This is a genomic window from Hymenobacter sp. 102 (assembly GCF_049949205.1).
In the GTDB taxonomy this organism is placed as follows: domain Bacteria; phylum Bacteroidota; class Bacteroidia; order Cytophagales; family Hymenobacteraceae; genus Hymenobacter.
The window spans coordinates 4,422,839-4,436,296 of the sequence record NZ_CP188172.1 but is presented as its reverse complement, the minus strand read 5'-3'; the positions used below and the strand labels follow the sequence as shown (position 1 = coordinate 4,436,296).

Here is a 13,458-nt window from a genome sequence, read left to right as displayed (position 1 = left end):
AGCCCCGCCCCACCCGGCGGGGCTTTTTCGTGCCCGGATTCCCCGGCTGTGCAACATAACCCGCCGCTTGGCAAAACCTACACAGTAATTTATTCACCCACGAAAAGCTAGGTTACACCCAGCCATTTTGTTTTCCTCAACTTATTGTATGTATTTTACATACAATACTATCAGCATATTTCCGCCGCTGCCTTCCATGTCCACCGCTGAACAACCTAAACCGTCGCTTCCGCCCTGGTGGGTGGCCCTAGTGGCGCTCATCGTGTCGCTGGGAACCACCCTAGCCACTTACTCTCGACAGGATGGGGCCCGCGAGCAAGAGCTGGTAAGCATGCAAAAGCAGCTGGACGCCAATACGAAGGCCACCGCCGATCTAAAGGCTGCCTACGAAGCCGATAAGGCCCGCCGGGCTGCCGAGGCAGAAGCCAAGGTGGCCGACTTTGAGCGGGAGCGGGCGCAGAAAATGGCCCGACTGGAAGCCATTGCCGAGCGCCTGCAGGAACTGCCTCCAACCAAACGCTAACCGCACCATGCAACGCCTCACTGCTTTCTTCTTCGCCGCCCTGCTGCTGGCGCCGTCCTGCTCGTCCGAGCGCCGGCTCCAGCGCCAGCTGCGCCGCTACGCCGACGACCTCCAATCCGCTACCCCGGTCCGCCCCGATACAACCGGCCGCTACGGGCCCGGCACCGAGTTAGACGTACTGGATGGATTGCTCCGCAAATATCCGGGCAAGGTGAATGAGCGCACCGTTATCCGCACTGAAACCATTACGGTACCGTCGCGGGCGTCGGAAACCACGCTACCGGTACGGCCCGACGTGGCGCGCAACGTGCGCGAGCGGGACAGCCTGCTTGCCGAACTCACCCGGCTGACCGCTACCGAGCGGGCCGATTCGGAGGTGAAGGCAGAGGTGGCCCGGCTCAAATCGTCGCTGCTTCAGGCCCTGAACCGCCGCGGCTGCCTGCCCGACACGGTGGTGCACTTTCCCGAAAAAGGCCAGACGCTGAAGGTGCGCCGCATCAGTCAGAACCAATACAAGTTCGACCTGATTGCTGATGGTCAGCAGGTAACCTACCCCGTGGAGGTGCGCGAAGTGGTGCACCAGCGCATCGTGCACACTGAAAAGCCATTCTGGAAACACTGGCAGAGCTGGCTGCTGCTGGTGCTGCTGGTGGGTGCTACCGTCTTTATCGTGCGGCTGCTGGTGCGGCCCCATAAGTTCTATTTCACCTCCTTACCCCCTACCTCCAATGCCTGAGAACGTCCCCGCTTTTCAGTACCGCGCCGCCAAGTGGCTGCGCCGCCGTGCCGGCTGGCTGCTAGCCATTGCCTTGCTGCTGCTCTGGCCTGTTGGCCAGCGGCTACTGGTAGACTTCCAACAGCTCTATACCGGCGACGTAGTTGCTGCCCGAGCTGTGTCGCCCTGGCTGCCGCTGGGCAACCCGCTCAGTAAGATTATGCTGACGCTGGCCGTAGCCGCGCTGGGCTACGGCTTTATGTGGCTGGGCATGCGCCTGTTTCAGCCCGCGCTGCACCGCTGGGCCAAAGCCGAGTTCAAAACTTCTTTCTACGCACTCCCCTCCGCATGGCAACTCGCGCTGTTTACCGCCTTCTGGCTGGGCTCGCTCTTCTTTTTTGCCCTTATCTGGGTTGGAGCCAGTCTGGTAGCTTAGAAAAGAGCCGGGCCGCCTGCGTGCTGGCCTGGTCGTCGTCGAAGCTCACTGTACGCGAAGCCACCGGCCGCAACGACGGCCCCGAAATTGAAGGCTGGCAACGCCTGACCGGCAACAGCCGGGGGGATGCGTGGTGCGGTTCCTACCAGGCCGGCGGGCAGAAAGCCTGCGGCCTGAAGTTCCCGGCCGGGGCCGGCGGCTCCTACAACTGGTTCAAGGACGCCCGCCGCACCTACTATCTGAAAGGCGTGCGGGGCTCCATCGACAGCATCCGGCCCGGGCACCAGGTCGGCTTTTACTACGCCAACCTGAAGCGCATCGGCCACATTGCCCGCACCGTCAGCCCGTCCCGGGTGCCCCGCCGCGGCAACGTGCGGGGCTGGTACACCAACGAAGGCAACACCGGCACCGGCGGCGGCCGGGACGGGGCCGGGGTACACCTGCTGCTCAGAGCATCCTGGGAGTTTCACGCCGCCGCCAACTGGCTTTACTAACTCATTTTTTCTGTCATGAAATTCTACTTCGCCGCTATGTTGGTCGGGCTGCTGCTGTGCCTGGCTTTCCTCCTTTTCGACGCGCCCGGCTCTAAAATGGGTTGGGGTGTGGGCCTGTTCGGGGCGCTGCTGGTTGGCCCGGCTATTTATAACAAGGTGCGCTACGGCAGCATCTGGCGCGAGTCGCTGAACGACAAAGCCCGCAAATGAGCTGGCTGCTGCTCACCCACCCGCTGGCCTGGCTGCTGACGTGGCTGCACCCGCGCATCTGGGTACGGCTCGATGTGCGCCGGTTCGTGAAGGCCGGGGCCGTCGATACGTTGCTCCGAACCTTCCACCGCCAACGGGCCACCGTGCGGGGTATCGTGATGGTGCTGATTGCGGTGCTGGCCAGCCTGCCCGCCTGGGGCTACTGGCTGCCATTCGGCCTAAGTATGGCCGGGCTACTGATGTTGCAGGCCGCCTACTGGGTGTATGACTTCAACCCGCGGCTAAACGTGGCCCGGGTCCTGCCCTACGTCGGCAAGTACCACGTCAGCTGGAATCCCAACGCTGCCTATTTCCCCGACCGGTACGTGTGGCGCCGCGCCTGGGAGCAGGTTCGGGCCCCGGATGTAACGACGCCGCCAGGCTATGAGGATCAGCAGGTAGTAGCCGTAGCCGGCCCGATGCTCCAGCGGTTGTTAAGGAACCTGCTGGTAAACGGCTGCGTGGCGTATCTGCTCGCCCTTGCAGGTATCGGCATGTGGGTTTGGCTAAGCGGAAGTATGAATCCTTTCCGGTGATACCTGGGGGTTCAGCAGAAAGGATCAGCAGGCAGGATCCTACCCCCATTCACTTTTGAATCAAGTAGATACCCCCAGCCCGTGCCTTCATTTTTTTGCAGCGGCAATTGGACTGCCGCAACAGCCAAAAGGGCCGATCGTGCCAGAGCATATCCGCCGTTTATAATAAACTATAGGTAACTTACGTTATACAGGCAGACGGAAGGCAGAAGAAGGGAAGGGTAAGTGTGGATATCGTCCATGGTAGCGACTCGCTGACGAAGGTTTTCCGTCTATTTCTCTGGCGAAACGTGTGGAAGTATGACTCCGAAAATCTCAGTAATCATCCCGAATTATAATCACGGGCAGTACCTGTCACAACGCATTCAAAGCGTCCTTGGGCAGACGGAGCAAAACCTGGAGATCATCGTACTCGATGACTGTTCTACGGATAACAGCCGGGAGGTAATTGCTCGGTTTGCTCAGCAGGATGCCCGCATACGGGTCATACTCAATGAGCAGAACAGTGGAAACACCTTTGCTCAGTGGAACAAGGGGTTGGCCCAGGCAACCGGGGAATATGTGTGGATTGCTGAAAGCGACGATTTTGCAGACCCCCGCTTGCTGGAAACGTTGAGTGCCGCACTGGAACAAAACCCCTCTGTTGGCTTGGCTTATTGCGATTCATGGCATGTGGATGAATCAGGACGTCGCGTAGTCGTTCATACCAACACCGGCACCGAATTTCAGGTTGAGAATTGGCGGCATAGCTTTACGGCCGCAGGCCACGCATTCATTGAGGAGCATCTGTGCAACGGCAACGTTATTCCCAACGCCAGCGCGGTTCTACTGCGGCGCAATATCACAGAGGAGGTGGGGCCAGCAGAAACCAACTTCAAGCTGGCAGGGGATTGGGTGTACTGGATTCGGGTACTGGCACGCTGCGATGTAGCCTTCATTGCCAAGCCCCTGAATTTCTTCCGGCGGCACGCCTCCAACGTGCGAAGTAGAACAAAACCGGTTACTGTTCTGCTGGAAGGAGCCAGGATGATCAAGCAGCTACGCCGGCACGTTTCCCTAGGCCCTCGCTTCGAAGAGCATCGAGCCCAGCAGATAGTGCGAGACTGCTTTCACGCAGTGCTGTATGATAACATGAGGATTGCAAAGGTGCGAAAAGTCCTTGCCGTACTACGTGAAGCGCTGCCAAATTACCGATCCGTGTGCTTGAAAGAGATGATGCACATCCTGCTTGCGAACCGTCTCAGCGGGCTGCGCCAGATTTTGGGGGATGGAATACTGTATAAGGTATTACGGGGGAAGCCAAAGCCCGCTTTGTCGTAGTCGCCAGCCCGTGGTATCGGGCACTGCCTACCTTATCCTTTTGCCTGGAAAGGTCCGCCATCCTCCACGTCTATTCTGCCCGGCAGTTCAGCATCGTAGAACTCCCCCAGCACCTTCTGCCAGGCCTGCAGCAGCAGCGGGGCAATGCGCCGGGCCTTGTCCTTGGCGTAGATGCCGGTGGTAGTGCCCTGAACGTGGCCCAGCACGTAGGCGGCCAGCGACTCGTCGCCGCCGGATACCTCCAGCAGCAGGGAGCCGGCCGTGTGCCGCGCCGTGTGGGTGCCGATGATTTCCCAGGCCGGCCGGTAGTTGTCGGTCACCTTGCCCCCGCTGATTTTCGCATCGTTGAACAGGCGGGTGATGCCGGCGGCCTGGGCCACCTGCTTCACCAGCACGTTGCGCTGCCGGTTGCTCATGGCCGGCAGGTGCCAGTTCCACCGCTCCCCGATCCACATAGCCAGCGGCGGTAAGGGGAGCAACACCTCAGCTGTTACCTTCTGCTGGTGGTGGCGCAGGGCCGGTACCCGCTGGCCATCTTCAAGCGTCAGCTCGGTTACCTGCTCCGGCCGCAGCACGGCCAGATCGGAGTAGCGGCGGCCGGTGAGCATCTGCAGCACCCACCGGTCGCGCTCCTGTAGCAGGCGCTCATCCTTCCCCAGGTCGGCCGCCAGCAGCGCATGCAACTCGTCGCGGGTCAGGTCCAGCTGCACCGCGTTTACCTCCTTGTATTTGAGCCATGGCAGCTTCGGGTTCACCCCGATGCGGCCGGCCAGGGTACGCAGCCATTTGAACGAGTTGGCAATGGAGCCGTCGGCGGCTTCCTCGCGTACCAGGTGCTGCTGCCAGGCCCGGACCATCTTTTCCGTCAGCAGCTCCCCTACCGGCAGCTTCGGCTTCCACTCGTACAGCTGCCCACTCAGGTACTTGGCCTGTTTCAGGTAGGAAGCGGACAGGATACCTTCATTCTCCGCTGCCCACTGGGCGTGATGCTCCAGCACCGTCTGCTGCAGCGGGTCAACGGTGGCAGCCCCTTCTTCTTCCACCAGCAGCAGCCGCCACATCGCATCGCTGGTAACCTGCTGCTTGCCCAGCGGGCCGGCCAGGGTGCGGAAGGCCGTCGTGATTTCGGTTTCGCAGCGCAGCAGTTCCGCGTTGATGGCCGCCGCCTGCGGATGCTCGTCGGTTACGCGCCGGGTTTTGGGCTCCCACAGCTGCAGGGTCTTTCGGCCCGCCTTCTGCTCCGGCAGGATCAGCACGCCCGGCGAGAGGCAGAGCTCGTCGCCGTGGAAGCGAGCAATCAGCCGGACGTGGCAGAACCCTTCCTTGTTGGGCCGCCGCAGATAGGCCCGGATGGTGATTTTATTCTGGAAGCTAACGTGAACTGGCATAAGGAGACGGGGAAGGTACTACGCCTTTTTTGGTCATACTTTTGGTCATACTTTTTACCTATCCACTTCCAATTGCTTCATAATTCATAGCCCCATATACGCAAAAAACCGCCATTTCCAATGGAAATGGCGGTTCCACACATCGAAAGCGCACTCCCCTCAGACTACGCCCGATGATGTTTGCGCGCTATGCAGGGACCATAGCGCAATACTTAAGCTAATGGAATGGTATTCTACCTTTCATTGCCAGCGCCAACTCTATTAATGGCCCAACACCTGCACCTGCGGAATAGCCCGCAGTTCCAGCCGGATACCCCGCTCCGGGGCAGCCAGCCGAAAATTCTCAATTGCCTCCAGCACGTCGTAATCAATAAACGATGAGTCGGAGCCGTCAATCAGTACTTGCGTGTCGTCGGGCAGCTCATCCAGCACTTTCACAATGCTGGCCTTATTCAGGAAGGTAACCTGCTCCGACAGCTTGAGGTGAATAGGGCCGGGCTGCATGGCGGCCGGCTTGCTCAAGTAATACGCCGACTCGTAGTTGGCCTTCAGGATATAGAAAACGCCCACGGCCAGCCCTACCGAAACCCCCTTCAGCAAATCAGTGAACAGAATAGCTACGATGGTGACGATGAACGGCAGAAACTGCTGCCAGCCCAGCTGCCACTGCGTGCGGTACAACGCGGGCTTAGTGAGTTTGTAGCCCACCACCAGCAGCACGGCCGCCAGTGCGGAGTATGGCACCTGGTTCAGCACCGACTCCAGAAACAACAAGCTCACCAGCAGCAGAATTCCGTGGAAAAAGGCCGCCATGCGCGTTTGCCCGCCGGCGTTGATATTGGCCGAGCTGCGCACGATAACGGCCGTGAGCGGCAGCCCGCCCAGCAAACCGCTGATGATGTTGCCCGTGCCCTGCGCCACCAGCTCCCGGTTGGTAGGCGTTACCCGCTTGTGTAGGTCCAGCTTATCCACGGCTTTCACGCTCAGCAACGACTCCAGCGAGGCCACAACAGCAAAGGTGAAGGCCACTGCAAAAAAACCAGGTTTCTGCAGGGCCGACCAGTCGGGCCGGGTGAATGAGGCAACGAAGTCCTGCCAGGAGGAGATGTTAGGTAGATTAACCAAATGCTGTGGGCGAATTTTCAGCACGGGGGCTGCTACGTCCAGCAGATTGTTCAGGCCGATGGATACGAGTACCACAACCAGTGCCCCTGGCACCAGGCGCAGAAAACGCACGCGCCGGGTTATCTGCTGGTCCCAAAGCAGCAGAATGCTCAGGGATACCAGCCCTACCAGGGCGGAGCCGGCCCCAATGCCCTGCATAGCCCGCTCAATGGCCGAAAATGTAGTTTGCCCGTCAAACTGCAGGAAGGTCATATCCTCAAAGTAGTTGGCATCAGCCCCTACCAGGTGCGGAATCTGTTTGAGGATAAGCGTGAGACCAATGGCGGCCAGCATACCCCGGATAACCGACGTGGGAAAATACATACCCACAATGCCGGCCTTCAGCAGCCCCATCACCACCTGAATAACGCCGGCCACTACCACGGCCGCCAGCACAGCCTGAAATGACTGCAAGGACTGCAGCGAAGCCAGCACAATGCTGGTGAGGCCAGCCGCCGGGCCGCTTACGCTGAGGGCCGAGTTGCTCATCCAGGATACCACCAGTCCCCCCACGATACCGGCAATGATGCCCGCCAGCAGGGGCGCCCCAGAGGCTAGCGAAATGCCCAGACACAGCGGCAATGCCACCAGAAATACGACCAGTCCGGCCGGCAGGTCACTGCTGAGGTGTTTCCAGGGGGAGGATGGGATACCGGACGGCGTACGGACCGGGGGTGTTGCAGTGGGCTGGGCAACGTGGGGCATAGAAACGAGGGGAAGCAGGTGCGGACAATGAAGCTGCAGGATTACTCCCCCAGGATTCAGCACAAGTCTAGGCTGCCCTCGTTAAGACCTAATTAAAAGCAAATTAAAATACTGTTAAAAAGCCACTTACCCCTTTTTAATGATCTAAAAAACTATAGATCAACGCCCCGAAAAAGTGCTGTCCGACGTTACATGGCTGGCAAATCCAGGGTTACAGCGGTGCCCTGGCCCAGTTGGCTTTCCACCCGGATTTCGCCCTCGTGCAGCTCCATTATCTTCGCCGTAAGCGGCAGTCCGATACCGTGGCCGGGTACGGTACGCACGGCCTCCGCCCGAAAAAAGGGAACAAACACCTGCTGCCGGTCAGCCTCCGTCATACCCATACCCCGGTCGCGCACAGTGAGCTGCACCCGGCGGCGCGATGTTGCCAGCGTCGCCAGCACAGCCTCGGTAGAGCCAGCGGAGAACTTGCAGGCGTTTTCCAGGATGTTCAGAAACGCCGACAATAGCAGCGCCTCATTGCCCAGCACGGCATACGGCACCGCCTGCCGGGCCGTCGGCGACTCGGCAAAGTCCAGGTCGATGCGGCAGGTGGGGTGACGGCGGTGTACTTCCTCGTGTGCCTGCAGCAGCAACTCATCGAGGCGCACCAGAGTGCGGGGCACCTGCGAGGGGTCGTCGGAGGCGCGGGCAATCTGCAGCAGGCCGTTGGTGAGGTCCTTGAGCAGACGGGCCGCATCGAGGGTGCTTTGCAGCACCCGGCGGTATTCCTGCTGGGTGCGCTCCTGCTGAATCAGGGCCACCTCCAGCTGCCCGATGATGGCCGCCAGTGGGGTACGCAACTCGTGGGAGGCGTCGCGCACGAAAGTGCGCTGCCCGGCAAAAGCCGTTTCGAGGCGGTTAAGCAGGCTATTGAAGCGTTGGGCCAGCAAGGATACCTCGTCCTGCCCATCGGCCTGCGAGAGGCGGCGGTGCAGGTCGGAAGCCGTGATGCTGTCAACTTCCTGAATGATGCGCTGCATGGGCTTGAGGGCCTGCCCGGCAAAAAACCACCCCCCGATTCCGACAATTACAAAGGAGATAAGCAGCCCGAACGTGAGTACCGTGAGCAGGTTGTGCAGCTTTTCCTGGCTGTCGGTATCCACGGAGGACGCCACCACTACGAAGTCGCCGCGCACGGCGTCTCGGTAGCGCAGGCCCACGGTCTGCCGGTACTTGTCTTCCAGCTGTACCTCCCGGGCATTGGCGCGCACGGTGCGCAGCAGCTCCACCGGCACGGCCTCCTGGCCTGTCAGCCCTTCCTTGAACACGACCTGATTTCGGGCATCAAATACCCGGACTTCCTCGTTGGGCAGGGTGCGGTAGAACTGCCGTAAGTACTGCCGGTAAGAAGCCCGGCTGGCCTCGTCGCTGCGGCGGGTGCCATCCAGGTACACGTGGGCCACAATGCGGGCCCGGGCAAACAGGCTCTCACTGAAGGCCTCCCGCCCCGATTGGTAGGTGAAGAAATAAATCACCACCGAAAACAGCAGCAGCGTGACGAACAGGATAGCCACGAACTGCAGCGTCAGGCGGGTACGGATGGACATCTGAGGGGGAATTATGAGTGTTGAGTTATGAGAGCTGAATTATCCTGTTGCTTCTGAGCAGGGACTTCAAACGTGCGGGTTCTGAACCATTGCCTCACCCATCCATCCAGCTCATAACGCGTCATTCAGAATTCAACTCTCACTTACTCCTCCTTCATTACGTAGCCCATGCCTACCAGCGTGTGAATGAGCTTGGGAGTGAAGTCCTTATCAAGCTTCTTACGCAGGAAGTTGATGTACACGTCGATGACGTTGGAGCCGGTATCGAAGGACGTTTCCCAAACGTGCTCCAGAATATCCACCCGCGATACTACCCGGTTCTGGTTGCGCAGCAGGTACTCCAGCAAGGCAAACTCGCGGGCCGTGAGCTGGATGGTATGCCCGGCCCGCTGTACCACCTTGCGGCCGGGGTCGAGGGTCAGGTCGGCCAGGCGCAGAATGGATTCGGCGGAGGGCGAGTCGTGGCGGCGGCGGGTAAGGGCCCGGATGCGGGCCAGCAGCTCCTGAAAGGCAAAGGGCTTCACCAGATAGTCATCGGCCCCGGCATCCAGCCCCCGGATTTTATCATCGGTTTCGCCCAGCGCCGTGAGCATGAGAATGGGCACGCTCGTGTCTTGGGTGCGCACTTGCCGGCACACTTCCAGCCCGCTTAGCCCAGGTAGCAGCGTATCCAGAATGATGAGGTCGTAGGGATTGGACTGCGCCAGCCGCAGGCCCAGTACACCGTCGGCAGCGAGGTCCACCGTGTGGTGCTGCTCGGTGAGGCCCTGGTGCAGGAAGGCGGCCACCTTCGGTTCGTCTTCAACCAGCAGGATTTTCATAGGTGCAGGAGGTTGGTTGTTGGCAAGGTAGTACGACTAGTGCGAGAATTCAGAGAAACACCGCCGCAAAGCCATTTACAGCCTGCTAGAAGCTGTCTATAGCTAATACAAAAAAATAATAGAATAATTTAAAATTTACTTGACTTTACACTTTCAATCCAATACGTTTATGGAAATATTCAATACCAGCACTTTGCGCTGTCGGTAATTATCAGGTAGTACGTTGCTTCTATGGTCTGTTTTCTCCTCTCTCCTACCACATGCCCTACGTTACCTGCTTCCGTTTATGTGTGCTGTTGCTGCTGCCCTTGGTGCTGGGGCTGGGAGGGTGTGTAGCGCAGAAGAATCTGCCGTACCTGCAGGGTAGCAGCTATACCACCCGAACGCCCGTGAAGGTGGAGAATATCCGGCAGCAATACCGCATTCAGCCCGGTGATGTACTCAGTATCCGGGTACAAAGTGTGCAGCCCCAACTCAATGACATGTTTAATACAGTGGATGCCCGGGCCGTATTCAATGGCGACCCGGGCAACCTCTACCTCACCGGCTACTCCGTGGACGAGGCGGGCAACATTGCCCTGCCCACGGTGGGCGTGGTGAAAGTAGAAGGCCTGACGGTGGAAGAAACCCAGGCTGCCGTGAAGCAGAAGGTGAGTGCCTTTGTGCGCGATGCGAATGTGCTGGTGAAGCTACTTTCCTTCAAGATTACCGTGCTGGGCGAGGTGCGTAGCCCCGGCCGCTACTTCGTGTATAATGCCCAGTGCACGGTGTTGGAAGGCCTGGGACTGGCCGGCGACTTAACTGAGTTTGGGAACCGGCAGAACATCAAGCTCATCCGCCAGACGGCCAAGGGCTCGGAGGTGGTGCTGCTGGACCTCACCGACTCCAACCTGCTCACTTCGCCCTACTTCTATCTGCTGCCCAACGATGCGCTGTACGTGGAGCCCATGCAGGCCCGCAACACCCGGGGCAACGTGAACAACCTGGCCCTGGTGTTTTCGGGGGTTTCGGCGCTGGTACTCATTCTCAATTATCTGAAAGTGCTCTAGTCGCCCCAACATGCCTTATCCCGCCTTCCCTTCACCCTCTACCTGCCTTCCGGAATGCAACAACGCCCACACTCCCCCGCCGATGAGCTTGACCTGCACGAGTTATTTTTCCGGTTGCGCAACCGCTGGCCACTGTTTCTGGTGTCGTTGGCCCTGGCGGGGCTGGCGGCATTTCTCTACCTGCGGATAAAGCAACCCGTGTATGCCTTTCGCTCCACCATGCTGCTCGGCGACCAGGGCACAGGCTCCAAGCAGGCCCAGGAGCTGCTCAAGATTCTGGAGGTAAAGGAGAAAGGCACTAAGATGGAGGATGAAATCGGGCTGCTGACCTCGGCCGAGATGCTGCACCAAGCGCTGGCCCGCCTGCCGTTCGAAACCTCTTATTACGTAGCCCCCACCACCTGGCTGAATACCACCCGGGACATTCAGTTGCAGGAGCGGCCGGCCGGGGCCGTACCCTTCCGACTGCGGCCGGTGCCCGATGCGCCCCAGCTGACGGGCGTGCGGATTTACGTTGAGCCCCTGGGCGACGGCCGCTTCCGGGTGCAGGCCGATGCCGACAAGGGCCGCCTCTACAGCCTGCCCACCGGCGAGCTGGTACGCGAGGTGCTCAACCCCCACCTGAATGAAACCGTGCGCTCCGGTGATACCCTGCGTACGCCCCTCCTCACGGCGGTACTGGAAGCCGAGCCGGGGTATCCGCCCCAGAACCTTACAGAGCGCTACTTTGTGCAATTGCGCGACCTAGGCACCCTCACGGGCGACTACCAGCAGCGGCTGACAGTGCGCCCCATCGACCGGGAGTCGCGCATTATCGAGCTGACCACCAAAGGCACCGTGCCCCAGAAGGAAACCCAGTTTCTGGATACGCTGATGCGGGTGTACGTGGAAAATGACCTGCGCACCAAAAACCTCACGGGCCAGAAAACCGTGGCCTTCCTCGACAAGGAAATCGGGCACCTAGCCGACTCCTTGCGGCGCTCCACGGCAGCCCTCAGTTCCTTCCGGGCCGCCCGGGGCGTGGTAGATGTGGGGGCTCAGTCAGCCACTGGTATTCAGCAGCAGAATGAGCTGGAAATGCTACGGGCCAAAGTGGCCACCAACCGCAAGTACTACCAGAACATGCTCAGCTACCTCAACTCCCACCAGGAGGCGGGGCAGCTGGCGGCCCCCAGCAGTATTGGCATTGAAGACCCGGTGGTGAACAACCTGATTCTGCAGCTCACTGACCTGAACGGGCAGCGGGCCGCACTGGGCGTGAATGCCTCGGTGGAAAACCCAATGGTGACTATTCTGGACGAGCGGATTCGGGTGGCCAAGGAAAGCCTGCGCCAGACACTGGCCAACATGACCCACGCCGCCGATATTGCCCTGCGCGACCTGGATAGCCAACTGGGCCGGGTGCGTGGCACGATGAGTCAGCTTCCCGAAAACGAGCGGCAGTTGGCTACCCTGAAAAGCAAGACCGATTTCAACGACAAAAACTACCAGTTCCTGATTGAGAAGCGGGCTGAAGCCGCCATTGCCCTGGCTACCAATGCCACCGACAAAAAAGTAGTGGACGTAGCCGCCATGAACGGCGACGGGCCGGTAGTGCCCAAACCGGGTGTGGTACTACTCATTGCGCTGGTAGCCGGCCTGGTGCTACCGCTGGGCATTTCGGTGGTGATTGATAAGGCCAACCGCCGCATCCAGAGCAAGGAAGACCTTTCACGCATTACCAACATTCCGCTGCTGGGCGTGGTGGCCCACGGTAGCAGGCAGGATAAGGAGGTAATGCTCTCCAGTCCTAAAGGCCCCATTGCGGAGTCGTTCCGCTCTATCCGGGTGAACCTGCAGTACCTCTCGGCGGGCCTGGATAAGAAGCTGATTGGGGTAACGTCCTCGGTACCGGGGGAGGGCAAGACGTTCTGCGCCGTGAACCTGGCCGCCGAAATGGCCCATAGTGGCCGGAAGGTGCTGTTGCTGGAGTGCGACCTGCGCCGCCCCACGGTGGCCGGCTACTTCAACCTGCAAACCGACTGCGCCGAGCATGGACTCAGCAGCTACCTGATGGGGCTGAGCACCTTTGAGGAATGCCGCCACCCAGCCCCGCAGGTGCCCAACCTGGATGTGCTCTGCTGCGGCCCTATTCCGCAGAACCCCACCGAGCTGCTGGAAGGCACCCGCATGGAAGAACTGATGGCCCGCCTGCGCCAGGAGTACGACTACGTGATTGTGGACACTCCGCCCACGGGCTACGTGGCCGAATTTTTTATGCTGCTGCGCCACCTGGATGCCAACGTGTATGTGGTACGTCAGAATTACACTGACAAAGGCCTGATCAGCCAGATCAATGAGCTGCACGAGGAACAGAAAGTAAAGCAGATCTATATGATCATCAACGACATGCACTTCACTAAAACCTACGAGTACCGCTATAAGGAAAAAGCCTATACCTACGGCTACTAGCGTACCGCCTGCCGGGCC

The 13,458-nt window shown here is 59.7% G+C and carries 13 protein-coding genes; 9 read left to right on the top strand and 4 right to left on the bottom strand.

The features are described from left to right. Nucleotides 1-196: 196 nt before the first annotated feature. The 7 genes from ACN19L_RS19115 (at nucleotide 197) to ACN19L_RS19085 (ending at nucleotide 4,273) form a co-directional block, all read left to right on the top strand. A complete protein-coding gene (locus ACN19L_RS19115; protein ID WP_426491058.1) occupies nucleotides 197-523 on the top strand; it encodes a hypothetical protein in 327 nt (108 codons plus the stop codon). Between the two features lie 7 nt (nucleotides 524-530). Further along, complete coding sequence (locus ACN19L_RS19110) at nucleotides 531-1,259, top strand: hypothetical protein (RefSeq protein ID WP_426491057.1); 729 nt, start codon at nucleotides 531-533, stop codon at nucleotides 1,257-1,259. Continuing rightward, nucleotides 1,252-1,674 carry a hypothetical protein gene (locus ACN19L_RS19105; RefSeq protein ID WP_426491056.1) on the top strand — a complete coding sequence of 141 codons (423 nt, stop codon included), beginning with the start codon at nucleotides 1,252-1,254 and terminating at the stop codon, nucleotides 1,672-1,674. The genes ACN19L_RS19110 and ACN19L_RS19105 overlap by 8 nt, the downstream gene beginning before the upstream one ends. 20 nt (nucleotides 1,675-1,694) lie before the next feature. Further along, nucleotides 1,695-2,168, top strand: coding sequence for a hypothetical protein (locus ACN19L_RS19100; protein WP_426491055.1), 474 nt, complete (start codon nucleotides 1,695-1,697; stop codon nucleotides 2,166-2,168). 15 nt (nucleotides 2,169-2,183) lie between these two features. Beyond that, the gene (locus ACN19L_RS19095) at nucleotides 2,184-2,378 is read left to right on the top strand and encodes a hypothetical protein (protein ID WP_426491054.1); all 195 of its coding nucleotides are present in this window, start codon (nucleotides 2,184-2,186) and stop codon (nucleotides 2,376-2,378) included. Next, a complete protein-coding gene (locus ACN19L_RS19090; protein ID WP_426491053.1) occupies nucleotides 2,375-2,953 on the top strand; it encodes a hypothetical protein in 579 nt (192 codons plus the stop codon). The genes ACN19L_RS19095 and ACN19L_RS19090 overlap by 4 nt, the downstream gene beginning before the upstream one ends. A gap of 300 nt (nucleotides 2,954-3,253) precedes the next feature. Continuing rightward, nucleotides 3,254-4,273 (top strand): glycosyltransferase family 2 protein, encoded by a 1,020-nt coding sequence (locus ACN19L_RS19085; RefSeq protein WP_426491052.1) that lies wholly within the window; start codon nucleotides 3,254-3,256, stop codon nucleotides 4,271-4,273. A gap of 32 nt (nucleotides 4,274-4,305) precedes the next feature. Here ACN19L_RS19085 and ACN19L_RS19080 read toward each other — a convergent pair whose 3' ends face one another. The 4 genes from ACN19L_RS19080 to ACN19L_RS19065 form a co-directional block, all read right to left on the bottom strand. After that, complete coding sequence (locus ACN19L_RS19080; protein ID WP_426491051.1) at nucleotides 4,306-5,661, bottom strand: hypothetical protein; 1,356 nt, start codon at nucleotides 5,659-5,661, stop codon at nucleotides 4,306-4,308. A 261-nt stretch (nucleotides 5,662-5,922) separates the two neighbouring features. After that, entirely contained in the window at nucleotides 5,923-7,530 is a 1,608-nt protein-coding gene (locus ACN19L_RS19075; RefSeq protein ID WP_426491050.1) for a SulP family inorganic anion transporter, read from the bottom strand. Nucleotides 7,531-7,718: 188 nt separating this feature from the next. Further along, on the bottom strand, nucleotides 7,719-9,119 hold the full coding sequence (locus ACN19L_RS19070) for a sensor histidine kinase (RefSeq protein WP_426491049.1): 1,401 nt from the start codon (nucleotides 9,117-9,119) through the stop codon (nucleotides 7,719-7,721). Nucleotides 9,120-9,262: 143 nt separating this feature from the next. Then, a complete protein-coding gene (locus ACN19L_RS19065) occupies nucleotides 9,263-9,940 on the bottom strand; it encodes a response regulator transcription factor (protein WP_426491048.1) in 678 nt (225 codons plus the stop codon). A gap of 260 nt (nucleotides 9,941-10,200) precedes the next feature. Here ACN19L_RS19065 and ACN19L_RS19060 point away from each other — a divergent pair, with 260 nt between their 5' ends. Further along, nucleotides 10,201-10,989, top strand: coding sequence for a polysaccharide biosynthesis/export family protein (locus ACN19L_RS19060; protein WP_426491047.1), 789 nt, complete (start codon nucleotides 10,201-10,203; stop codon nucleotides 10,987-10,989). A 54-nt stretch (nucleotides 10,990-11,043) separates the two neighbouring features. After that, nucleotides 11,044-13,440 (top strand): GumC family protein, encoded by a 2,397-nt coding sequence (locus ACN19L_RS19055; RefSeq protein WP_426491046.1) that lies wholly within the window; start codon nucleotides 11,044-11,046, stop codon nucleotides 13,438-13,440. Nucleotides 13,441-13,458: the final 18 nt, after the last annotated feature.